The organism is Streptococcus sp. D7B5 (assembly GCF_029691405.1).
Taxonomy (GTDB): Bacteria; Bacillota; Bacilli; order Lactobacillales; family Streptococcaceae; genus Streptococcus.
In genome coordinates this window covers 556,376-579,507 of the sequence record NZ_CP121467.1, presented here as the reverse complement: position 1 = coordinate 579,507, position 23,132 = coordinate 556,376, and the positions used below count along the sequence as shown (strand labels likewise).

Annotated in this window: 24 protein-coding genes; 15 read left to right on the top strand and 9 right to left on the bottom strand. The window is 40.3% G+C overall.

Annotation, left to right across the window (positions count from 1 at the left end):
- Window positions 1–84: 84 nt before the first annotated feature.
- Both P8P68_RS02780 and P8P68_RS02775 read left to right on the top strand, forming a co-directional pair.
- Window positions 85–843 (top strand): ABC transporter ATP-binding protein, encoded by a 759-nt coding sequence (locus P8P68_RS02780; RefSeq protein WP_278276118.1) that lies wholly within the window; start codon window positions 85–87, stop codon window positions 841–843.
- 1 nt (window position 844) lies between these two features.
- On the top strand, window positions 845–2,833 hold the full coding sequence (locus tag P8P68_RS02775; RefSeq protein ID WP_278276117.1) for an ABC transporter permease: 1,989 nt from the start codon (window positions 845–847) through the stop codon (window positions 2,831–2,833).
- Window positions 2,834–2,871: 38 nt separating this feature from the next.
- On the opposite strand, the gene P8P68_RS02770 is transcribed toward P8P68_RS02775, so the two are convergent.
- Window positions 2,872–3,567 (bottom strand): VIT family protein, encoded by a 696-nt coding sequence (locus P8P68_RS02770; protein ID WP_278276116.1) that lies wholly within the window; start codon window positions 3,565–3,567, stop codon window positions 2,872–2,874.
- A gap of 217 nt (window positions 3,568–3,784) precedes the next feature.
- On the opposite strand from P8P68_RS02770, the gene P8P68_RS02765 reads away from it, so the two are divergent.
- Genes P8P68_RS02765 through ftsY form a run of 3 tightly spaced genes read left to right on the top strand, consistent with a single transcriptional unit; the run spans window position 3,785 to window position 6,696 of the window.
- Window positions 3,785–4,576, top strand: a complete 792-nt coding sequence (locus tag P8P68_RS02765; protein ID WP_278276115.1) for an HAD family hydrolase — start codon at window positions 3,785–3,787, stop codon at window positions 4,574–4,576.
- On the top strand, window positions 4,576–5,394 hold the full coding sequence (locus P8P68_RS02760) for a Cof-type HAD-IIB family hydrolase (protein ID WP_000763426.1): 819 nt from the start codon (window positions 4,576–4,578) through the stop codon (window positions 5,392–5,394). The genes P8P68_RS02765 and P8P68_RS02760 overlap by 1 nt, the downstream gene beginning before the upstream one ends.
- 3 nt (window positions 5,395–5,397) lie before the next feature.
- On the top strand, window positions 5,398–6,696 hold the full coding sequence (ftsY, locus tag P8P68_RS02755; protein WP_000522290.1) for a signal recognition particle-docking protein FtsY: 1,299 nt from the start codon (window positions 5,398–5,400) through the stop codon (window positions 6,694–6,696).
- A gap of 43 nt (window positions 6,697–6,739) precedes the next feature.
- Here the strand turns inward: ftsY and zwf are convergent, their stop codons facing one another.
- The 3 genes from zwf to P8P68_RS02740 all read right to left on the bottom strand — a co-directional run bounded on the left by zwf (window position 6,740) and on the right by P8P68_RS02740 (window position 11,281).
- Window positions 6,740–8,227 (bottom strand): glucose-6-phosphate dehydrogenase, encoded by a 1,488-nt coding sequence (gene zwf, locus P8P68_RS02750; RefSeq protein WP_000096111.1) that lies wholly within the window; start codon window positions 8,225–8,227, stop codon window positions 6,740–6,742.
- Window positions 8,228–8,375: 148 nt separating this feature from the next.
- The gene (locus P8P68_RS02745; protein WP_001096331.1) at window positions 8,376–9,116 is read right to left on the bottom strand and encodes an amino acid ABC transporter ATP-binding protein; all 741 of its coding nucleotides are present in this window, start codon (window positions 9,114–9,116) and stop codon (window positions 8,376–8,378) included.
- Entirely contained in the window at window positions 9,116–11,281 is a 2,166-nt protein-coding gene (locus P8P68_RS02740; RefSeq protein ID WP_278276114.1) for an ABC transporter substrate-binding protein/permease, read from the bottom strand. Before P8P68_RS02740 ends, P8P68_RS02745 begins: the two co-directional genes overlap by 1 nt.
- Before the next feature lie 180 nt (window positions 11,282–11,461).
- On the opposite strand from P8P68_RS02740, the gene uvrB reads away from it, so the two are divergent.
- From uvrB to P8P68_RS02700, 8 genes are all read left to right on the top strand, one after another.
- Window positions 11,462–13,450 (top strand): excinuclease ABC subunit UvrB, encoded by a 1,989-nt coding sequence (uvrB, locus tag P8P68_RS02735; RefSeq protein ID WP_278276113.1) that lies wholly within the window; start codon window positions 11,462–11,464, stop codon window positions 13,448–13,450.
- Between the two features lie 15 nt (window positions 13,451–13,465).
- Window positions 13,466–14,092: an NAD(P)H-dependent oxidoreductase gene (locus P8P68_RS02730; protein ID WP_000699273.1), complete on the top strand. Its 627-nt coding sequence runs from the start codon at window positions 13,466–13,468 to the stop codon at window positions 14,090–14,092.
- An 8-nt stretch (window positions 14,093–14,100) separates the two neighbouring features.
- Window positions 14,101–14,664: a GNAT family protein gene (locus P8P68_RS02725; protein ID WP_000262764.1), complete on the top strand. Its 564-nt coding sequence runs from the start codon at window positions 14,101–14,103 to the stop codon at window positions 14,662–14,664.
- Window positions 14,630–15,133 carry a GNAT family N-acetyltransferase gene (locus P8P68_RS02720; RefSeq protein ID WP_278276112.1) on the top strand — a complete coding sequence of 168 codons (504 nt, stop codon included), beginning with the start codon at window positions 14,630–14,632 and terminating at the stop codon, window positions 15,131–15,133. Before P8P68_RS02725 ends, P8P68_RS02720 begins: the two co-directional genes overlap by 35 nt.
- Before the next feature lie 89 nt (window positions 15,134–15,222).
- Window positions 15,223–15,726 (top strand): hypothetical protein, encoded by a 504-nt coding sequence (locus P8P68_RS02715; protein ID WP_001049398.1) that lies wholly within the window; start codon window positions 15,223–15,225, stop codon window positions 15,724–15,726.
- Between the two features lie 495 nt (window positions 15,727–16,221).
- Window positions 16,222–16,779: a hypothetical protein gene (locus P8P68_RS02710; RefSeq protein WP_278276111.1), complete on the top strand. Its 558-nt coding sequence runs from the start codon at window positions 16,222–16,224 to the stop codon at window positions 16,777–16,779.
- Window positions 16,757–17,200 (top strand): hypothetical protein, encoded by a 444-nt coding sequence (locus P8P68_RS02705; RefSeq protein ID WP_278276110.1) that lies wholly within the window; start codon window positions 16,757–16,759, stop codon window positions 17,198–17,200. Before P8P68_RS02710 ends, P8P68_RS02705 begins: the two co-directional genes overlap by 23 nt.
- A 23-nt stretch (window positions 17,201–17,223) precedes the next feature.
- Window positions 17,224–17,691, top strand: coding sequence for an 8-oxo-dGTP diphosphatase (locus P8P68_RS02700; protein ID WP_278276109.1), 468 nt, complete (start codon window positions 17,224–17,226; stop codon window positions 17,689–17,691).
- Here the strand turns inward: P8P68_RS02700 and P8P68_RS02695 are convergent.
- Both P8P68_RS02695 and P8P68_RS02690 read right to left on the bottom strand, forming a co-directional pair.
- The gene (locus P8P68_RS02695) at window positions 17,688–18,203 is read right to left on the bottom strand and encodes a transcription repressor NadR (protein ID WP_000159158.1); all 516 of its coding nucleotides are present in this window, start codon (window positions 18,201–18,203) and stop codon (window positions 17,688–17,690) included. The genes P8P68_RS02700 and P8P68_RS02695 overlap by 4 nt on opposite strands.
- An 11-nt stretch (window positions 18,204–18,214) precedes the next feature.
- Window positions 18,215–18,742: an ECF transporter S component gene (locus tag P8P68_RS02690; protein WP_000354645.1), complete on the bottom strand. Its 528-nt coding sequence runs from the start codon at window positions 18,740–18,742 to the stop codon at window positions 18,215–18,217.
- A gap of 135 nt (window positions 18,743–18,877) precedes the next feature.
- Here P8P68_RS02690 and P8P68_RS02685 point away from each other — a divergent pair, with 135 nt between their 5' ends.
- Window positions 18,878–19,237: a hypothetical protein gene (locus P8P68_RS02685; RefSeq protein WP_278276108.1), complete on the top strand. Its 360-nt coding sequence runs from the start codon at window positions 18,878–18,880 to the stop codon at window positions 19,235–19,237.
- A gap of 42 nt (window positions 19,238–19,279) precedes the next feature.
- Here the strand turns inward: P8P68_RS02685 and P8P68_RS02680 are convergent, their stop codons facing one another.
- The 3 genes from P8P68_RS02680 to coaB are packed head-to-tail and all read right to left on the bottom strand — an operon-like array spanning window position 19,280 to window position 21,079.
- Window positions 19,280–19,843: an ECF transporter S component gene (locus P8P68_RS02680; protein ID WP_278276107.1), complete on the bottom strand. Its 564-nt coding sequence runs from the start codon at window positions 19,841–19,843 to the stop codon at window positions 19,280–19,282.
- The gene (coaC, locus tag P8P68_RS02675) at window positions 19,827–20,378 is read right to left on the bottom strand and encodes a phosphopantothenoylcysteine decarboxylase (RefSeq protein ID WP_247940912.1); all 552 of its coding nucleotides are present in this window, start codon (window positions 20,376–20,378) and stop codon (window positions 19,827–19,829) included. The genes P8P68_RS02680 and coaC overlap by 17 nt, the downstream gene beginning before the upstream one ends.
- Window positions 20,379–20,389: 11 nt before the next feature.
- Window positions 20,390–21,079 carry a phosphopantothenate--cysteine ligase gene (coaB, locus tag P8P68_RS02670; protein ID WP_042902219.1) on the bottom strand — a complete coding sequence of 230 codons (690 nt, stop codon included), beginning with the start codon at window positions 21,077–21,079 and terminating at the stop codon, window positions 20,390–20,392.
- 228 nt (window positions 21,080–21,307) lie between these two features.
- Here coaB and P8P68_RS02665 point away from each other — a divergent pair, with 228 nt between their 5' ends.
- Window positions 21,308–22,978 carry a formate--tetrahydrofolate ligase gene (locus P8P68_RS02665; protein WP_000845267.1) on the top strand — a complete coding sequence of 557 codons (1,671 nt, stop codon included), beginning with the start codon at window positions 21,308–21,310 and terminating at the stop codon, window positions 22,976–22,978.
- The last annotated feature ends 154 nt before the right edge of the window (window positions 22,979–23,132 follow it).

Below are 23,132 nucleotides of genomic sequence, written 5' to 3'. Positions count from 1 at the left end.
AAAAAGATATCGAGCGTGTTCAACTCGGATGCGCTATGATGCAAGCACAGTTTCAAATGATGGGATATTAAGAAGGAGAAAATCATGACACTTTTAGATGTAAAACACGTTCAAAAAATCTATAAAACACGTTTCCAAGGCAACCAAGTTGAGGCCCTCAAAGATATTCACTTTACCGTAGAGAAGGGTGACTATGTTGCCATCATGGGTGAGTCTGGTTCAGGAAAGTCAACCCTGCTCAACATCCTAGCTATGCTGGATAAACCGACTCGCGGGCAGGTTTACCTGAATGGAACCGACACAGCCACTATTAAGAATTCACAGGCTTCGAGTTTCCGTCGTGAGAAGTTGGGATTTGTCTTCCAAGACTTTAACCTGTTAGATACCCTGTCTGTTAAGGACAATATCTTGCTTCCGCTAGTTTTATCTCGAAAACCCATTACGGAGATGATGAAAAAATTGGTAGTAACCGCTGAAAATTTGGGTATCAACCAATTGCAAGAGAAGTACCCTTTCGAGATCTCTGGTGGTCAAAAACAGCGGGTAGCAGTAGCACGCGCCATCATCACAGAACCTGAAATTCTCCTTGCGGATGAGCCAACAGGAGCCCTTGATTCCAAGTCATCTGCAGCCTTACTCGATGTATTTGATGAAATCAATGAACGCGGTCAAACTATTCTCATGGTAACCCACTCAACGGCAGCAGCCAGCAGGGCCAAGCGCGTTCTCTTTATCAAAGACGGCATTCTTTACAACCAAATCTACCGTGGAGATAAGACAGAGCGTCAGATGTTCCAAGAAATCTCTGATACTTTGACTGTTATGGCAAGCGAGGTGAATTAGTATGTTTCGATTGACCAATAAGTTAGCGGTTTCGAACTTAATCAAAAACCGCAAACTCTACTATCCCTTTGCTTTAGCTGTTCTCTTGGCTGTGACCATCAGCTATCTATTTTATTCATTAACTTTTAATCCTAAAATGGTAGAAATGCGTGGTGGATCTTCTATTCAATTTACCCTACAACTAGGTCTTATCGTAGTGACACTTGCCTCTGCCATTATCGTGCTTTATGCCAATAGTTTTGTCATGAAGAACCGCTCCAAGGAGCTGGGTGTATATGGTATGCTGGGGCTTGAAAAGCGCCATTTGATCAGTATGGTTTTTAAGGAGCTTCTTATTTTTGGTTCCTTAACCTTGACAGCTGGTCTCGGTCTAGGAGCTCTCTTTGATAAGCTAATCTTTGCCCTTCTTCTGAAGTTGATGAAAATGAAAGTAGAGCTCGTTTCGACTTTCCAACCAATTGTCTTTATCCTAGTTCTCATCGTCTTTGGAGTTATCTTCCTAGGTCTAATTTTTATCAATGCCTTTCGCATCGCACGCATGAATGCCCTTCAGCTCTCTCGTGAAAAAGCCAGTGGTGAGAAAAAAGGACGTTTCTTAGGTGTCCAAACCATTCTAGGTCTGATTAGTTTGGGAGCAGGTTACTACCTAGCAGTAACAGTCGAAAACCCACTTTCTGCTGTTCTGATTTTCTTTGTGGCAGTCTTACTGGTAATCTTTGGTACCTATCTCTTGTTCAATGCAGGGATTACAGTATTCCTACAAATCTTGAAGAAAAACAAGCGTTACTATTACCAACCCAACAACATGATTTCCGTATCCAACCTCATCTTCCGTATGAAGAAAAATGCGGTGGGTCTTGCAACGATTGCTATTCTCTCAACCATGGTCTTGGTAACCATGTCAGCAGCAACCAGTATCTTTAAGGGCTCTGAAACTTTCAAGAAATTCATGAATCCACATGATTTTGGAATTACAGGGCGAAATGTTGAAAAAGAAGATTTAGATAAACTTTTGAGTCAGTTTGCTAGTGATAAGGGATTAACGGTTACAAAGAAAGAAGTCCTTACATACAGTAACTTTGGTGTAGCAAACCAAGAAGGTACGAAATTAACAATTTTTGAGAAAGGTCAAAATCGTGTCCAACCTAAAACCATTTTCATGGTCTTTGACCAAAAAGACTATGAAAACATGACTGGTAAAAAACTCTCCCTTTCAGGCAATGAAGTTGGGTTGTTTACCAAGAATAAGGAACTTCAAGGACAGAAAGAACTCACTTTAAATAATCAGACCTACACAGTTAAAGAAGAAATTAAAACTGATTTCATTCTGGGACATGTGCCAAATCAGTATAACATTCTCACATCTGACTACAATTATCTTGTTGTTCCTAATCTGCAGGCCTTTATTGATCAATATCCGGATTCCTCTCTCTTCGATCAACTTTATGCTGGTATGAATGTAACAGCTAGTGAGGAAGAACAGATCAAACTTGCTGACGACTTTACAAAATCACTTGATAACTTCAATAGAGAATTAAGTAAAGAAGGAAGTTATGTTTACGGAAGCAATCTGGCTGATAGCAGTGCACAGATGAGTGCTTTCTTTGGTGGGGTCTTCTTTATTGGTGTTTTCCTCTCCATTATCTTTATGGTCGGAACTATTCTGGTCATCTACTACAAACAAATCTCTGAGGGCTATGAAGACCGTGAACGTTTTATCATTTTGCAAAAGGTTGGACTCGATCAAAAACAAATCAAGCAAACCATCAACAAACAGGTCCTAACTGTTTTCTTCCTTCCATTGCTCTTTGCCTTCCTACACCTTGCCTTTGCCTATCATATGCTTAGCCTCATCCTAAAAGTCATTGGGGTCCTAGATGCGACCATGATGTTGACCGTCACATTGTCCATCTGTGCTATCTTCCTCATCGTCTATGTCTTAATCTTTATGATTACCTCAAGAAGTTATCGCAAGATTGTGCAAATGTAAAAAAGATACCTCGATATTCATCGAGGTATTTCTTTATCTTAAATGCTGAAGAGTTGTCCAAACAGGTAAGTCACTCCCATGGTGAGAAGTCCGATACAGAGGTTACGGATCATAGCAGTTTTCGTAGGTGCCTTGCCTAGTTTAGCACTGGTATAGCCAGTGACGAGAAGGGAAAGGGCCACGATAAAGACAGTAGCAGGAATACGATAGTCACTTGGAAAGACGGTGATCGAAAGCATAGGAGGAAGACTTCCCAGTACAAAGGCGATAAAGCTAGAGATAGCAGCATGCCAAGGATTGGTAAATTCTTCGTACTCGATACCGTATTTTTCCTCAACCAAGGCTTTGAGTGGATTCTTTAAAAAGGCCTTGTTGGTCAAAAGTTGGGCGGACGTTTCACACTCACCATTTTGAAGGTAAGCAGCGTAGAGGGATTGTTTTGCAGATTCGATGTCCTTATCCAATAGCAACTGTTCTCTAGCAACAGCGGCTTCTTCCGTGTCTTTCTGAGTGGATACAGAGACATATTCGCCACCTGCCATAGAAAAAGCACCAGCGAGGATAGCTGCCAATCCTGATAAAAAGATAATCCAGATATTGCTCGTCGCACTGGCAACACCGATAACGACTCCAGCGATGGAAATAATCCCGTCATTGGCACCGAGAACACCTGCACGCAGGATATTGAGACGTCCTGCAAAGTTTGCATCAATTTCATGTTTCATTTCTGTCATAGTCATCTCCTTTCTCTCCATTATAGAGAAAAGAGTAGGGGAAAACAATCTTTTTAAACTATCTGAAAAAAGTTCTACGATTCTAATTTTTAAGCGCTTTTCTACTTTACTGAAAAAGACCTACTATCCAGTAGTCAATCCTACTGTACTAGTCCTTTTTCAGTTTATCTATGGTATAATAGAAGATAGATTTATCAATTGGAGTATGAAGGATTTTATGATTAAACTTGTAGCAACCGATATGGATGGAACCTTTCTAGACGGAGAGGGTCGGTTTGATATGGAACGTCTCAAAAACTTGCTTGTTTCTTACAAAGAAAAGGGGATTTATTTTGCTGTGGCCTCGGGTCGCGGTATCTTGTCCCTGAAAAAGTTGTTTGCGGATGTGCGTGATGAAGTGATTTTTATAGCTGAAAATGGCAGCTACGTTGAGTTTCATGGGGAGAATATGTACGAGGCTACTATGTATCGGGACTTTTACTTGAGTACTTTTGAAGCTTTAAAGAAATCACCCTATTTTGATGAAAGAAAAATGCTCTTGACTGGGAAAAAAGCTTGTTATGTTTTGGATACAGTGGATGAGACCTATCTGATGTTTAGCCGTCACTACAATGAAAATATTCAAAAAGTAGCGAGTTTGGAAGATATCACGGATGAGATTTTTAAATTCACTACTAACTTTACTGAAGAAACGATAGAAGTTGGTGAGGCCTGGGTCAACGAAAATGTTCCTGGTGTGAAAGCCATGACAACAGGTTTTGAATCCATCGATATTGTCTTGGACTACGTTGATAAAGGAGTGGCCATTGTTGAGTTGGCAAAAAAACTGGGTCTGACCATGGATCAGGTTATGGCGTTTGGCGATAATCTCAATGACCTTCACATGATGCAGGTTGTCGGCCACCCAATCGCTCCTGAAAATGCGCGACCAGAGATTTTAGAATTAGCAGAGACAGTGATTGGCCACCATAAGGACCAATCAGTGATGACTTATATGGAGGGCTTATAATGGCAGATATTAAATTGATTGCACTGGATTTGGACGGTACTTTGCTGACAACGGATAAAAAGCTGACAGATCGTACCAAGGAGGTCCTCAAAGCTGCGCGTGACCGTGGCATCAAGGTCGTTCTGACAACGGGACGTCCTCTGAAAGCTATGGATTTCTTTCTCCATGAGCTAGGGACTGACGGTCAGGAGGATGAGTACACCATCACCTTTAATGGTGGTCTGGTACAGAAAAATACTGGAGAGATTCTCGATAAAACCGTCTTTTCAATCGATGATGTGGCACGTTTGTACGAGGAAACTGAAAAACTCGGACTTCCGTTAGATGCTATTTCAGAAGGAACCGTCTATCAAATCCAGTCGGACCAAGAAAGTCTCTATGCTAAGTTCAACCCAGCCTTGACTTTCGTACCTGTCGCTTTTGAGGATCTATCTAGTCAGATGACGTATAACAAATGTGTGACTGCCTTTGCCCAAGAACCTTTGGATACAGCGATTCAACAGATTTCTTCTGAATTGTTTGACCAATATGAGATCTTCAAATCGCGTGAACTCTTATTGGAATGGTCACCGAAAAATGTCCACAAGGCAACAGGTTTAGCGAAATTAATTAAACACTTAGGAATCGACCAAAGTCAAGTCATTGCTTGTGGGGACGAGGCCAATGACCTTTCCATGATTGAGTGGGCAGGTCTGGGAGTTGCCATGCAAAATGCAGTTCCAGCAGTTAAGGCAGTTGCCAATGTCATTACCCCAATGACCAACGACGAGGAAGCCGTTGCCTGGGCTATCGAAGAATACGTGCTAAAGGAGAACTAGAATATGGGATTATTTGACCGTCTATTCGGAAAAAAAGAAGAGCCGAAAATCGAAGATATCGTAAAAGAAGCTCTGGAAAATCTTGATTTGTCAGAAGAGGTTGAAGAAAACCAAACTTCAGTCGAAGAAACTTCTCAGGAAGAGACAGCAAGAGACAAAGTGGAAGAAACACCTGCTCAAGAAGAAACCCCTCAGATCTTGACAGAAGAAGTTATTGAACCAGAAGCAGTTGAGGAAACGGTTCAAGAAGAGGTTGATGAGACAGAGCAAGGCCAAGAACCTGAAGAATTTTTCGAAGAAGAGAGCCAAGAATCTCTAGAAACTGGAGAAGAGCTAGGGGCTGAAGACGTAGGAGAAGAAAGTCACCAGTCTGAAGAAACGGTTCAGGAAAAATATGACCGCAGTCTCAAAAAGACGCGTACCGGATTCGGTGCTCGTTTGAATGCCTTCTTTGCCAACTTCCGTTCTGTCGATGAAGAATTCTTCGAAGAATTGGAAGAACTGCTCATCATGAGCGACGTCGGTGTGCAAGTCGCTTCAAACTTAACAGAAGAACTACGCTATGAAGCCAAACTCGAAAATGCTAAGAAGCCTGATGCGCTCCGTCGTGTCATTATCGAGAAATTGGTTGAACTCTATGAGAAGGATGGCAACTACGATGAACAAATCCATTTCCAAGATGGTTTGACAGTCATGCTCTTTGTTGGTGTTAATGGTGTTGGGAAGACAACTTCTATTGGGAAATTGGCTCATCGATATAAACAAGCTGGCAAGAAAGTCATGTTGGTTGCGGCAGATACCTTCCGTGCGGGTGCTGTAGCTCAGCTAGCTGAATGGGGTCGACGTGTGGATGTTCCTGTTGTGACGGGGCCTGAAAAGGCTGATCCAGCAAGTGTGGTCTTTGATGGTATGGAACGCGCCGTAGCCGAAGGGATTGATATTCTCATGATTGATACAGCAGGGCGTCTGCAAAACAAGGACAACCTTATGGCCGAGTTGGAAAAGATTGGTCGTATTATTAAACGTGTCGTTCCAGAGGCACCTCATGAAACCTTCCTGGCACTCGATGCTTCAACTGGACAGAACGCCTTGGTACAAGCTAAGGAATTTTCTAAGATAACACCATTGACTGGAATTGTTTTGACAAAAATTGACGGAACTGCTCGCGGTGGTGTCGTTCTGGCTATCCGAGAAGAACTTAATATCCCTGTAAAATTGATTGGTTTTGGTGAAAAAATCGATGATATCGGGGAATTTAACTCAGAAAACTTTATGAAAGGTCTCTTAGAGGGCTTGATTTAATACAAAATAAATATCCTACAAGTCATCTTGCAGGATATTTTTGCTATTCTAAACGGCCATCTTCACGATAGGCGATATCTGGTTGCCAAGTCCATTTTGCTCCATACTTCTCAAGTAAGTCAAAGCTTGCTTGTGGTCCCATGCTTCCAGACTTGTAGTCGTGGAGCGGAACTCCATTTTGAGCCCAGAGCTCTTCGATACGGTCAATCAATTTCCAAGAAGCGCTCACCTCATCCCAGTGGCTAAAGTTGGTAGAATTGTTGTTCAAGACATCGTAGATTAGCTTTTCGTATGGATCTGGTGAAGCCCCAGTAGCGGTAGCATCTGTACGATAATCTAAAGAGCTTGGCGCCAGGTTAAATTCTTCACCGACTTGCTTCCCATTTAGGCTGAGAGAGAATCCTTCAGTTGGTTGGATATAGATGGTCAAAATGTTTGGAGCAAGTGGTTCTCCGAAGATAGAGTCCATTTGCTTAAAGACGATATTGACATGAGTCCCTTTTTCAGTCAGGCGTTTCCCTGTACGGAAGAAGAAGGGAACACCACGGAAACGATCGCTGTCTACAAAGAAGGCACCAGATGCAAAGGTTTCTGTTGTAGATTCTGGGTCGACATTTGGTTCGCTTCGATAGGAAATGTATTTCATGCCATCGATTTTACCAGAGCGATATTGACCACGGATAAACTGTTCTTTCAGTTCTTCCTCAGTTGGATGATAGAGGTTTTTAAAGACCTTTATCTTTTCAGCACGAATCTCATCTTTTGTAAAACTAGCTGGTTTGTCCATGGCTAGAAGAGAGAGGAGTTGGAGAGTATGGTTTTGCACCATATCACGAAGGGCACCAGATTGATCATAGTAGCCACCGCGTTCTTCAACACCCAAGCGTTCCGCAAAGGTAATCTGTACATTATCAATGTGCTCACGGTTCCAAACATTCTCAAAGATCATGTTGGCAAAACGAACAGCAAAGATACTCTGAATCATCTCTTTACCTAAGTAATGGTCGATACGGTAGATTTGCTCCTCATCAAAGGCAGCAAGGAGATCTTCATTGAGTTTGCTCGCTGTTTCGTAGTCTGTGCCAAATGGTTTCTCAACGATCAAGCGCTCAAAACCTTTGCCATCAACAATGTTTTCAGATTTGAGGTGCTTGGCGATAGTTCCAAAGAACTGGGGTGCCATGGACAAGAAGAAGAGTTTATTGTGTTCAGCTTGGTATTTTTCGTTGAGCTCAGCTTGTAATTGACGCAAGGCAATGTAATGTTCCGTATCATTCACATCATGGCTTTGATAGTAGAAGTGGCTAGCGAATTCTTGGGCTTGCTCGGTACTATCTGCCAAATCAAGGATGGATTCGACAACTACAGATTCAAAATATTCCTTACTCCAAGGTCTACGAGCTGTTCCAATAACAGCAAAATGCTCAGAGAGATTGCCTGATTTATAGAGTCTGAAAAGGGAAGGGTAGAGTTTGCGTTTAGCTAAATCTCCACTCGCACCGAAAATTGTAACAATAACCTTTGATGACATCTAGCTACCTAATTTCTATATTTTTTCCTAGTTGGACTAGGGATGAGATTTCCTCATTATCATAGTTTTTATTTTATCATAATTTTCAAAAAAAACAAAAAATCCAATACGCAATTAAAAACTGTAAGGAGAGCCTTACAGTTTTGTTTTATACATTTAAGACCTTGTCCAAGAACTCTTTTAGACGACGGTGTTGTGGGTTATCGAAGATTTGATCTGGAGTTCCATCTTCCAGGAATTCACCATCAGCCGTAAAGATAACACGGTTAGCCACCTGACGAGCAAATCCCATCTCATGGGTTACGATAATCATGGTCATACCTTGCTCTGCCAATTCCTTCATAACATTCAGTACATCTCCAACCATCTCAGGGTCCAGAGCGGAAGTTGGCTCATCAAAGAGCATGATATCAGGATTCATGGCAAGTCCACGAGCGATAGCTACACGCTGTTTTTGACCACCTGATAGGCTATCTGGGTTAGCATTAGCTTTGTCTGCAAGACCGACTTTCTCCAGCAACTCCATCCCCAATTTCTCAGCTTCTTCTTTGGTCATTCGTTTGTGTTCAATAGGTGCAAAAGTGATATTTTCTAGGACTGACATGTGAGGGAAGAGGTTGAAATGTTGGAAGACCATTCCCACGTTTTCACGAACATGGTCGACATTGGTTGATTTTTCAGTCAGATCATAACCATTTACTGTGATGTGGCCACTCGTTACCTCCTCGAGGAGGTTAAGGCTACGGAGGAAGGTCGATTTACCAGAACCAGAAGGACCGATGATACAAACAACATCTCCTTCATAAAACTTAGTAGTAATACCTTTTAAAACTTCGTCTTTTCCATAATACTTATGCAAATCATTTACATCAATTTTTAGTTTTGCCATTAACGAATCCTCTTTTCTAAGCGTTTCGCTAGTCTAGTCAAAAGCGTGATAATTACAAGATAGAAGATAGCAAGGATTGCATACATCTTGAAACTTTGGTAGTTACGGGCAATGATGATCTTACCAGTTTGGAAGAGTTCAACCAAACCGATAGCAGAGACGATGGTTGTATCTTTAAGAGCGATAACGAATTGGTTGACAAAGTTTGGCAACATCAATTTAGTCGCTTGTGGCAAGATTATCTTACGCATGGTTTTTCCATAAGAGATACCAAGACTGCGACTGGCCTCCATTTGCCCAACTGGAACAGCTTGAATCCCACCACGAACAATTTCAGCGATATAAGCAGCTGCATTGAGTGAGAGGGCGATAGTACCAGCTACAAAGTCATTGATTGGACTTTGTTGGCCTGTAATCGACTCGATGAAGTTTGGAATACCCCAGAAGATGAAGGCTGCAAGAATCATCAATGGAATTCCTCGAATAACATCAACGAAAATCTCAGAGATTAGACGAAGAGATTTGTATGGACTAACGCTAAACATACCGAAGATAATCCCGATGACAATGGCAATTGCAAATGAAATAAGCGCTAGAGCAAGAGTGATTCCAAGTCCACTAAGAAGTTGTTTGTAGTTGTTTTGAAGCAAGCCCCAGATAGTAGTTTCGTCAACCGTACTTGTAGAGTTAGTTGAAGTTTCGCTAGCTAGATACTTGTCAAGAATCTTTTGGAATTCTCCGTTAGCTTTGAGGTTCGCAAGTCCATTATTGAACATCTGGATCAATTCAGGGTTTGTTCCTTTTTTAACCGCAAAGGCGGTTTCACCGATTGGAGTTCCAGCGATTGGTGTTTTCAATTTTTGACCTTGGCTGATAGAATATTTGAGAACAGGCTCGTCATCCATCACGGCATCGATAGATCCAGTGTTCAGACTGTCATACATAGATGCGCCATCTGCAAAGGTTTTAATCTTATAACCGTATTTACTTTGGTTCTCAGTAAGGAACGTTTGAGAAGCAGTTCCGTTTTTAACACCGACAGTTTTATCCTTGAGGTCTTCATAAGAAGCAATCGTGCTTGATTCTTTCACACCGAGAATCGTATTTGCTGTGTAGTAGGATTCTGAGAAGTCAAAGGTTTCCTTACGAGCATCTGTTACAGACATACCAGCAATGATACCATCTGCTTGTCCTGCTTGTACAGCACTAATGGCTGCGTCAAATCCTGGGTTGGTAATTTCAATTTCAAAACCTTGGTCTTTAGCAATGGCCTTGATAAGGTCCATATCAATACCAGTGTATTGATTGCTTGAATTTTGAAAGACGAATGGGGCGAAAGATGAGTCGCTGGCAATAATGTACTTGCTCTTCACTGGAGTAGCTTTTTGTCCAGCAGCAGTAGTTGTCGTTGGGGTTGCCGTAGTTGTAGAAGCTGTCCATTTTTGGATGATTTGCTCCAAGCTACCATCCTTCTTCATTTGTGCTAGAGCTTCGTTAAACTCGGTAACCAAGTGTTCATACTTGCTACCTTTCTTGACACCAAAGGCAAAGCTTCCAACAGCCTCACCATCCATATTGATGCTGAGATCTTGTCCTTGGTTAATCGCATACTCAATAACAGGTTTGTCATCCATGATGGCATTTACAGCACCAGCACTTAGACTGTTATTCATCAAATCACCTGTATCAAAGGTTTTAATAGAGAAACCGTATTTATTTTTGATACTTTCGAGGAAACGTTGAGCGGCAGTTCCGTTCTTAACTCCAACTGTTTTTCCGCTAAGTTCCTCATATTTGGTGATTTTATTTGCCTTTGTCGTAGCAATGACAACTTTTGTATCATAATAAGTATCAGACATGGTAAAGACATTTTCACGTTCTTTTGTTTTTGTCATACCTGCCATAATAGCATCTGCTTGACCTGATTGCACTGCATTTACAGCTGCATCAAAGCCAGGATAAGACATTTGGATGTTCCATCCTTTGATTTCTGCGACTTTATTGATAATATCAACATCAATCCCTTTATAGGTTTGATCTGAATCTTTAAACTCAAAAGGTGCGTAAGCTGTATCAGACACAATCTTAACAGTATCAGCTTTTGCCATACCTAGTGAGAAAATGGGAAATAAAATGAGCAAACATGCTAGTATTTTTTTCTTCATTTTTAGTCTCCTTTTCCGAATATTTTCCCATTATATCAGAAAATGAATGAAAAGGCAAATTTTATGAATTTTATGTAAGAAAATATAACATAGAATCCTTGCTCTTATCAACTTAGAGAAGAGTCTGAAAAGTAAATTTATGGTAAAATAGAAGGATAGAAAAATGCAGATGAGGCAATCATGATTAATCGAATTACAGATAATAAATTTAAACTAGTATCAAAATATGAACCTTCAGGAGATCAACCCCAAGCGATTGAGCAGTTGGTTGACAATATCGAGGGTGGAGAGAAAGCTCAGATTCTGATGGGGGCGACGGGTACAGGGAAGACCTATACCATGAGTCAGGTCATTTCCAAAGTCAATAAACCAACTTTGGTCATTGCCCATAACAAAACCCTAGCTGGTCAGCTCTATGGGGAGTTCAAGGAATTTTTCCCTGAAAATGCTGTTGAGTATTTCGTGTCTTACTATGATTATTACCAACCTGAGGCCTATGTACCTTCAAGCGATACCTATATAGAGAAGGATAGCTCGGTTAATGATGAGATTGACAAGCTCCGTCACTCAGCGACTTCAGCACTTCTGGAGCGCAATGATGTCATTGTTGTGGCTTCAGTCTCTTGTATCTATGGTTTGGGTTCTCCAAAGGAATATTCTGATAGTGTTGTTAGTCTTCGTCCAGGGCTTGAGATTTCTCGTGATAAACTCTTGAATGACTTGGTCGATATTCAGTTTGAACGTAACGATATTGATTTCCAACGGGGAAGATTTCGTGTTCGTGGGGATGTGGTGGAGATTTTCCCAGCTTCCCGTGATGAACACGCTTTTCGAGTAGAGTTTTTCGGGGATGAGATTGACCGTATCCGTGAAGTTGAGGCTTTGACAGGTCAGGTATTGGGAGAAGTGGATCATTTGGCGATTTTCCCAGCCACTCACTTTGTGACCAATGATGACCACATGGAGGTTGCTATTGCCAAGATTCAAGCAGAGTTGGAGGAGCAGTTAGCTGTCTTTGAGAAGGAAGGCAAGCTACTAGAAGCCCAGCGTTTGAAACAGCGGACAGAGTATGATATTGAGATGTTACGTGAGATGGGTTATACAAATGGGGTTGAGAACTACTCTCGTCACATGGATGGTCGTAGTGAAGGAGAGCCTCCTTATACGCTTCTCGACTTTTTCCCAGATGATTTCTTGATCATGATTGATGAAAGTCACATGACCATGGGGCAAATCAAGGGCATGTATAATGGAGACCGTTCTCGTAAGGAAATGCTAGTTAATTATGGTTTCCGTTTGCCGTCTGCCTTGGACAATCGCCCTCTCCGTCGTGAGGAGTTTGAGAGTCACGTTCATCAGATTGTATATGTTTCAGCGACACCAGGTGACTATGAAAATGAACAGACCGAGACAGTGATTGAGCAAATCATTCGTCCGACAGGACTTCTAGATCCTGAAGTGGAAGTTCGTCCAACTATGGGACAGATTGATGACCTCCTAGGTGAAATCAATGCCCGTGTTGAAAAGAATGAACGGACCTTTATCACCACTTTGACTAAGAAAATGGCTGAAGACTTAACCGACTACTTCAAGGAAATGGGCATCAAGGTTAAGTACATGCACTCGGACATTAAGACCTTGGAGCGGACGGAGATTATCCGTGACCTACGTTTGGGTGTTTTTGATGTTTTGGTCGGAATCAACCTGCTCCGCGAAGGGATTGACGTTCCTGAGGTAAGCTTGGTTGCTATTCTAGATGCTGACAAGGAAGGTTTCCTTCGTAACGAACGTGGCCTCATCCAGACCATTGGCCGTGCTGCCCGTAATAGCGAAGGGCATGTAATCATGTATGCGGACACGATGACTCAGTCTATGCAACGTGCCATCGATGAAACGGCTCGCCGTCGGAAAATCCAGATGGCTTATAATGAAGAGCATGGTATCGTACCTCAAACCATTAAGAAAGAAATCCGTGACCTGATTGCTGTGACCAAGGCAGTTTCTAAGGAAGAGGACAAGGAAGTCGATATCAATAGCCTCAACAAACAAGAACGCAAAGAACTCGTCAAGAAACTGGAAAAACAAATGCAAGAAGCCGTCGAAGTGCTTGACTTTGAACTGGCAGCTCAGATACGCGATATGATGTTGGAAGTCAAGGCGTTGGGGTAGTGAAGGAGAAAACGAATGAAAATTTTAGTCATCAATGGACATCATGACAAGGGAAGTTTCTGTCAAGAAATTTTTCAAACGATTGTAGAAAATATTGACTCAAATCATCATGAGCTTGAATCTATTAACCTAAATGAGATAGATTTTGATCCTGTATTACGTTATGGTTATCGAAAACGGATGGAAGAGGACCCCTTCATACTTCGCTCTCAGGAATTAATTCAGTGGGCAGATCATTTCATTTTTGTTTATCCAATTTGGTGGAGTAGTATGCCTAGTTTATTGAAGGGTTGGATTGATCGTGTTTTCACGCCAGGAATTGCGTACTCTGCCAATAATCAAGGAAGTTTTATTTTAAACTACTTAAGGGGTCAGCAGTTTAAAAAGTTACTAAAAGGAAAAACAGCTAGTATTTACGCAACATCCATGGCACCAACATGGTGGTACAAAGTATTTTCAGGTCCTATCAATATCCCAGACAGTTATGGAATATCAGTATTAAAGAATGCTGTCCTAAATCACTGCGGTATTAAAACAAAGAAAGTTTCAATTTTGGGTGAGTTAGGGCGTGAGGTGAATACAAATTCTACAAGACAAAAATATCTACAAAAAGTAGCTGATGAAGTCAAGGCGTTGGATTAGGAAAAAGTATGGTTTATTTAAGAAAACTAAATGAAGAAGATTTGGTGTCTTTGTGGGAAATTGCTTATTCACAATCTAATCCAATTTGGAAGCAGTATGATGCTCCCTATTATGACGATTATCAGCATTTTCCTAATTTTCAAGAATTTAAACTACAAAAATCAGAATCTACTCTAAACAACTCAAATCGCCTTGGTATTTTTGTTGATGATAAATTAGTTGGGACTGTTTCGCGCTACTGGGTATGTAAACAAACAAGATGGATGGAATTGGGGATTTGTATTTATGATAACAAATTTTGGAACTCTGGCATTGGAAAAGCTGCTATGCTACAATGGATAGATCGGACATTTAAGGATTACTTGGTGTTGGAGCATCTTGGTTTGACAACTTGGTCAGGAAATCTTGGTATGGTAAAACTTGCTGAAAAATTAAGAATGAAAAAAGAAGCTCATATTCCAAAAGTTCGTTATTACCAAGGCAAATATTTTGATAGTATTAAATATGGTATTCTGAGAGAAGAATGGAGTAAAATAAATGAACCTAACTATCAAACAAATGGAAACTCCTGAAGAGATAGAAGGTAAATCCTTCGTTCATTGGCAAACGTGGAGAGAGGCTTATGATGATCTTTTACCTGCAGAATTTCAGGAGACGATGACATTAGAAAGATGTCGATTCTTTAGTCAAAAATATCCTAAAAATACATTGATTGCGATAGATGGCATGAAGGTAGTTGGTTTTATCAGTTATGGAAACTTTCGTGATGAGACTCTTCAAGCTGGTGAAATTATTGCCTTATATGTTTTAAAAGACTATTATGGAAAAGGTATTGCTCAGAAGTTAATGAAGGAAGCTCTGTCTACTCTTGAACAGTTCTCTGAAATATTTTTATGGGTATTAAAAGGGAATAAGCGAGCCATTGCATTCTATCAAAAAATGGGTTTTACTTTTGATGGGCAAGAAAAAATACTTGACCTTGGAAAACCTATCACTGAAATTAGAATGGTACGTAAGAAATCCTCAAAATCTGAGACTTAAATACTGGTAGAATTGCGATTTTGTTTTCAGATTACTCAATGAACAAAAAATCACGTTTTAGCAGATATTTTAAATAGAAAGAAGTTATTATGAATTTGAAAGAGACGAAGTATAAGAAGTCATCAGGGTTAGATTCTGTTCGTTTTTGGTTACAAGGGCATCGATTTGTCAAATTTATGCTTGATATTGTCTTTTATATCATCTTGTTCCTAGTTATAGAATTTACAACATCACAGAACAAAAGCATTCCAGCTGATTTTCGGTACAGAGAGCTTTTATTTCCCTTGCAATTGAATCTTTTTATTTTGGGTAATAGGTTCTATGCTCTCTTTTTGTCAGTGAAAACTGAAAAAGAAAGGACCCTTAAAAGATTTTGTGAACCCTTTATTTATATCAATATCCTTAGCTTCATTTTTCAACTGATTGGCGTGAGAAAAAGAGGAAGAGTTGTTCTGTCACCTTTGTTTTCACTGGAGTCATCCTATATCTGGTTTCCTATTGTTGTCTACCTTCTAGTCTTGATGTTAACTCTGGCAATCTTCTTTCTCTCTAAAGGTTCAAAAAAAGGAGTAGATGAAAATGAAGATGAGTAGGCAAATGAAGTATAAGACAAACGAAAAGTCTTCTTGGACTAAGAGGATTTTTCTTTGGATGGAAAGGCACAGAAGGATTGCTCAACTTTTGGATACGAGTGTATTATTTGGATCTATGTTTGTATCATTTCTTGCCGCCTCTTACATTAGTTATCTATTACCGAGCATGAACTATCTTTCCCCCTTAAGCTTCAATCTTATCCTTCTGATCTTATCAACCTATTTCCTTGTCTTTCGTTTTAGTAGTGATAAACTTCAGAAATGGCGTTACTTTTCATGGGGATTTATTGGGTTCAATGGTCTTCTTTTTCCCTTTCATCTCTTGGTAGGTCTGAATTGGCTAGGACGTCGTAAGTCAACGAATTTCCCTCCTATAATTTCTATGGATCCAGCCTATGTCTGGGTTCCTATTGTAAGTTATCTATTTTTCTTTTTCTTGGGGCTGGGAATTCTGCTTTTGATTATACGGATAGAAAAGAGAAGAAGGAGGCGTAAATGGAACGAAAGACTAAGAGACAAAAGAAGATCAAACAACAGAACAGACAAATGAGAAAAATCCAGAAAAAGTATTCTTTGGTAGCTCACGTCCAATTGTGGCAGGAAAGACATTCAAAGATTGCTTCTTTTATGGATGGTGGTATAATATTATTATCTATTTTTGGTATCATGTATGTATTGTTCGGGACGTCACTTATCCCGAAACCATATCAAGAAATGTCCTATGTCTTGCCAATTATTATGAATTTTGTCTTTTTGGTTCACACACTTTATCAAGGTATTTTTAGAGATGGTTTTAGCAATAAGGCTTCAGTACAAGGATTTTTAAAAACTTTTCTATACATAAATGGACCTATTTTTCTCCTCCACTTAATTGTTGGGGTGAAAGGGAGAAATGTTAAAATAATTCCTTCCTTATTATCTGTTGATTATCGCTACATCTGGCTTCCAATTACTACCTGTCTAATCTTTTTCATCATTCCAGCGATATTAATGGTCATTTTGAAATATAAGGACAAAAAGAGGAATAATCATGACAAAAGAAAATCTAAGTAAGTTATTTTCATTTAAAACACTCTATTTGGCTTTGCTAGCTTTTGTGATCCTTCATTTGATCTTGTTGGTTTTTGGCCTATCCTTTACGCCAATTTTGTGGAATAGTTGGTTTTTCATTCTTTGTTTGACTGTCTTAATCCATCCCTGGAGAATCTTTTATAGAATAAGAGATTTTCAATGGTACCACCTTATTTTTCAATTTTTTAGTGGATTGGTGGCACTTTATCTTTGGTTTATGGCCTTCTTTGTTTTGTCAATTATCCCAAATCCAGCCATTCCCATCAATATTGACTATCATATGCAAGATAAAGAAATCATCATTGTTCGAGGTTTTATAGTCCATAGTACCTATGAACATCATGAATTGATCAATCCCTTTATCATGAAGTCAGAAGTAAAATACAACGAAGATACATTTTAATAACTTAGAAAGCGAGCAAGTCCATGTCTCGAGCACAATCAACCATTTTAACCAACATCTGTCTAATCGAAGATTTAGAAAATAAGCGAGTAGTCATGCAATACCGCTCTCCTGAAAACAATCGCTGGTCTGGCTATGCCTTTCCAGGAGGACATGTTGAGAATGGCGAGTCCTTTGTCGAGTCTGTCATTCGTGAGATTTATGAAGAAACTGGTCTAACGATTCAGAATCCCCAACTGGTTGGTATTAAAAATTGGCCCTTAGACACAGGTGGGCGCTACATCGTCGTTTGCTATAAGGCGACAGAGTTTACTGGAAGTCTCCAATCCTCAAAAGAAGGAGAAGTTTCTTGGGTAGAAAAAGACCAGATTCCAAACTTGGAACTGGCCTATGATATGTTGCCTCTGATGGAAATGATGGAAGCACCTGACAAGTCAGAGTTCTTCTATCGCCACCGTACAGAGGACGGCTGGGAGAAAGAAATTTTCTAGTCTTTTACTAAATAACCCAACTGATCCAAGGCCTCCTCGATATAGTGGAGGTCTTGTTGTGTCTCGGCTTCAACAAGGTGGTAATGAATGCCATCTGTCAATTCAGAAAGGGGTCTAAAGTCTGAATTCTCGACTTGTTCTAGAAAGTGCTGGACATCTCGACGGCAAGTGAGTTTGAGTAGGGTTTCAATTTCTCCATAAACGGGATGATCGATTAAGATATTTTGAACGCGTCCGCCATTGTCTACAATAGCTAGTAGTTCCTGACCGATTTCTTCCAGTTCATGTTTCACTTTAAAGAGTTTGTGCACGTAGGGGCTGGCATCATTTTCTTTGTAGATATAGCCACGATTGGTGGATAGGATAGGAGCTCCATCTGCTCGGAGAATAGCGATGTCCTGTACAATGACCTGGCGCGTAACATGGAAGTGTTCAGCCAAGGTTTGACCATTGAGAGCTTTTGGCGCCTCTTTTAACAGTTTGAGAAGAGCTTGTTTGCGATCCTTTGTCATAGTTTTTCCTTTTAGCGACGTTTTCGAAGCACTTTATAGACAGCTAGTGCTAATGTATAGTCTACCATACTATGGACGATTGTGCCAAAACCAACTAGGACAAAGAGAACATAAAACATATTTTCAACATTTGTCCCTGAAGTAGCATAGAAGATAATACAAGCTATTACTTCAGCGATAGCATGAACAACACCCAAAACAAAGTTAAAAATCCAAGATGTCTTTGGTTTATCCAAGGTTTCAGGGAATTTCTTTAAGTACAAAGCTCCCAAAGTACCAAAAACAATGTGAGAGAAGGCACGAAGTACAATAACAGGAGGATAGCCAGCCATCAGGAAACCAAGACTAGAAGCAATAATCACAAAAGCAGCCATCAAAGGAGAAAGAAACATGGCGATAAAGATGGGGATATGACTTCCCAAGGTGTAAGAAGCCGGTGGGATAACGATTTTAAAAGGCATAATGATTGGAATCAAAATCGCTATTGCAGTGAGTAGGGCAGTCATAGTCATAAACTGCGTTTTTTTCCGTATATCCATAAGAACCTCCATTTATCTGTATATACACAAGTATAGTACAATAAATCACCAATCAAGTCAAGAAGTATTATTGATTTTTCAGGAAAATTTGGTTAAAATGTGGTAAAGAATAATAGGAACTGAGGAGAAATTGTGATGATACTTTTTGTTTACCTAATCGTGGTAATCGTGATGATGTCAAAACAGAAAAGTGAAGGGAAAGTAGTCTCAGGTTGGACTCGCTTCCTAGTTTATAGTTTATTGGTCCTTTCGCTACTCTCTCTATTAGCAAGCAGTCTGGCTGTTTCACTCTTTAGCCTTCCTTTATTAGGTTTTCTTTTGATGGCAGCAATACTCGAAATTGCTTATTTCGTCAGATTGGTGATTGCATTTGGTTTGGTTTTTCTATCACTAACCCTATATTTGGATAGTCAGAAAAGTCAGCAACCTACACCTCTTTCGTATCAACTCCTGCGCTTTGCCTTTCACATTCTATTGATGTTTCTCATGTTTTAAATGCTAAAACTCCACCTTCAGGATGAAAGTGGAGTTGTTTTTTTATTTCTTAAGGGTTTCTAGACGTGGGACAATCGCTACAGTTAGGATAGCTGAGATAATCAATTCAGCGATTGAGTTTGTAGAGATGACAGTTGCTAGGAGTTTTTGGATATTGCCATCGAAGACATTTCCAAAAAGGAAGAAGATTCCCCCAAGGACAAAGACGGTGTTGGTAAGTGAACCGAGAGCACCAGCAAAGATGAGACCTGTTCTGTTTTTTAATAATTTATAAACCAAGTAAGGTGTCAGCCCAATCAAAACGCGAGGGACAATAGCGATAATCGCAGAGTAAATGTTTCCGTTCGGTACGAATGGTGAGAAGAGGTAGCTGGTTGGAAGGATGGTAATCGTATTTACCGTTAAGCTCAATAGTCCCATAAGAAAACCAAGTGTAACCCCAACCCGAGGACCATAGATGATACTAGCAATAATGACTGGAATATGAACGATAGTAGGTTTAATTGGGAATGGGAAAAGGTTAAATAGGATAGAACTCAAAAAGTGGATAACGAGCATAACTGCAAAAAAGATAGCAATTGGGGCAATGTTAGAGCGTTTGTTCATCGAGGGTTTCCTTTATTCTTTCTAATATAGTATTCAGGTCAGCTAGGGCGCCTTTGCCGTGATCGCCACAGGCTAGTAGAGATTCTTTTGGAGAGATGATCTGATAACCATAGGTCTTTAATGTTTTTAGATTAGCCTGAGTTGCCGGATGGTCATACATCTTTGTATTCATGGCTGGTGCGACTAACTTTTTGACGTGGTCTGGCAAGGCAAGTGCTGTACTTGTCACCATGTTGTCAGCAAATCCGTGTGCTAGTTTGGCAATGGTATTAGCAGTAGCAGGAACAACAATAAAAAGGTCAGTCCTTTTGCCTAGTTCGATATGATTGACTTGATCAGGAGCTGGTTCCTTCATGACATCAAGGTGGACAGGATTTTGAGAGAGGACCTGTAGTGTCAACGGTTGGATAAACTCTCTCGCTGCCTCAGTCATTAAGACAGTGACCTGATGGCCTTGTTTCTTCAAGGAACTGACTAGGTCAGCTGCTTTATAGGAGGCAATGGAACCTGTTACTGCGATGAGAATATTTGCCATGGCTTTCCTTTCTATGAATCGTATGCTTGAATTTTTTCAAGGAGGAGGTTTGCTATTTCCTCTTTGGTTTGAACGGTTTGGAGTTCCTCTTTCTCAACAAAGATTGCGCGATGCTGATTTGCTGAAATTTGAGTCAGGTCATTTGCAATGATTAAGTCTGCTTGGTTCTTGATAAGACTCTTTCGTGCGATCTCAATGAGATAATCCTCAGAGACATCAACCAGCAATTTAAACCCAATCAGATGAATGGCAGGATTCCATTCCTTGACTAGAGAGATGATTTTGGGTGTTTTTTTCAGGAATAAGATCTGAACCTCATCAGTTGAAGAAATCTTAGCTTCTATATTTTGCTTGTCTAATAATTCTTCCAGATTAGAGCTCGTCTTAACTTCATCTAGTCCCGTCATATAAACAGGAGTGTAGTCAGAAACTGCCATCGAATGAATCAAGACCTGATAATCTTGAACACACTTTTTCATCTCTAAAAGAAGATCATTCGTATTTTTGATTTCTAGAATGGTTAGATGGCGATGAGGTTCTGGCTTAAGAGCACTAGGAGTAGTAATCAGACAAATCTCATGACCAGCAGCAAGTAGGGTTTCGGTAATAATTTTCCCCAAGCGACCAGTCGAGTGATTCGTGATAGAGCGGACGCTATCGATTGCTTCACTTGTGCCGCCTGACGTAACTAAAATTTTCATAGGACTATTGTACACAAAAATAAACAGTAAGTAAAATGAAAGCGATAAATTTTTGGAAAAACGAAGCTACACTATAGTTTATAACTATAAAGCCATATAAAATTTTCAAAAGAGCCCTAAAAATCTTTAAAACAATGATATTTACGAACGTTTAGAGAGTTTATGGATGTTAAAAATCTTGTTTTGTGATATAATGAATTATCACATTAGAGGTTAGAGGAGTTTTGAATGAAAACAGATATTGAAATCGCACAGAGTATTGAGTTGAAACCAATCGTTGATGTTGTTGAGAAACTTGGTATTTCTTACGACGATTTGGAATTGTACGGGAAGTATAAGGCTAAACTCAGCTTTGATAAAATTCGTGCAGTTGAGAGCAATCCAGTTGGGAAATTAATCTTGGTTACTGCCATCAATCCAACTCCAGCAGGTGAAGGAAAATCAACTATTACCATTGGTCTTGCGGATGCCTTGAACAAGATTGGCAAAAAAACCATGATTGCTATCCGCGAACCATCTCTTGGTCCAGTCATGGGGATTAAGGGTGGTGCAGCTGGTGGTGGTTACGCCCAAGTGCTTCCAATGGAGGACATCAACCTTCACTTTACCGGGGATATGCATGCCATTACAACAGCCAACAATGCTCTTTCAGCCTTGATTGACAATCACTTGCACCAAGGAAATGAGCTGGGAATCGACCAACGTCGTATTCTCTGGAAACGTGTAGTGGACTTGAACGACCGCGCCCTTCGTCATGTAACCGTTGGACTTGGTGGTCCTCTAAACAGTATTCCTCGTGAGGATGGTTTTGATATTACAGTTGCTTCAGAAATCATGGCCATTCTTTGCTTGGCAACGGACATCGAGGACTTGAAACGTCGTTTGGCGAATATCGTTATTGGCTATCGCTATGACCGTACACCAGTTACTGTTGGTGATTTACAGATTGAGGGAGCATTAGCATTGATTTTGAAAGATGCTATCAAACCGAACTTGGTTCAGACAATTTACGGTACACCTGCCTTTGTACACGGTGGTCCATTTGCCAATATCGCTCATGGATGTAACTCTGTTTTGGCAACAAGCACAGCCCTTCACTTGGCTGATTATACTGTTACTGAAGCTGGTTTTGGTGCGGACCTTGGTGCTGAGAAATTCCTTGACATTAAGACACCAAACTTGCCAGCATCTCCAGATGCTGTTGTCATCGTCGCAACTCTCCGTGCCCTTAAGATGAATGGTGGTGTAGCTAAGGACGCTCTTACAGAGGAAAATGTAGAAGCAGTTCGTGCAGGTTTTGCTAACTTGAAACGCCACGTTGAGAACATCCGTAAGTTCGGTATTCCAGCAGTTGTAGCTATCAATGAATTTGTTTCTGATACAGAGGCTGAAATCGCAGCCTTGAAGGAACTTTGTGCCTCAATCGATGTACCAGTAGAATTGGCTAGTGTCTGGGCTGATGGCGCAGAAGGTGGTGTAACACTTGCCGAAACACTTGTCAAGACAATCTCTGAAAATCCAGCCAACTACACTCGTCTTTATGACAATGACCTTTCTGTCCAAGAAAAGATTGAAAAGATTGTTACTGAAATCTATCGTGGTAGCAAAGTGAACTTTGAGAAGAAAGCTCAAACACAAATCGCTCAAATCGTTCAAAACGGATGGGACAAATTGCCAATCTGTATGGCTAAAACTCAGTACAGTTTCTCAGACAATCCAAATGCACTTGGAGCACCAGAAAACTTTGAAATTACCATTCGTGAATTGGTACCAAAATTAGGGGCAGGCTTTATTGTTGCCCTAACTGGTGATGTCATGACCATGCCAGGCCTTCCAAAACGACCAGCCGCTCTTAATATGGATGTTGAAAGCGACGGAACTGTTCTAGGATTGTTCTAATAGTTTAATTGAATTAAAATGAGTTTGGAAATAATATCCAAGCTCATTTTTTTATCTAGCTTTAAGGAGTTGTCTTCAGCTGATAATAGAGTTACTTTCTAGACGCAATCAGTCTAGGTAAAGATATTTTCCTCGATTTCTGATATAATAGAAA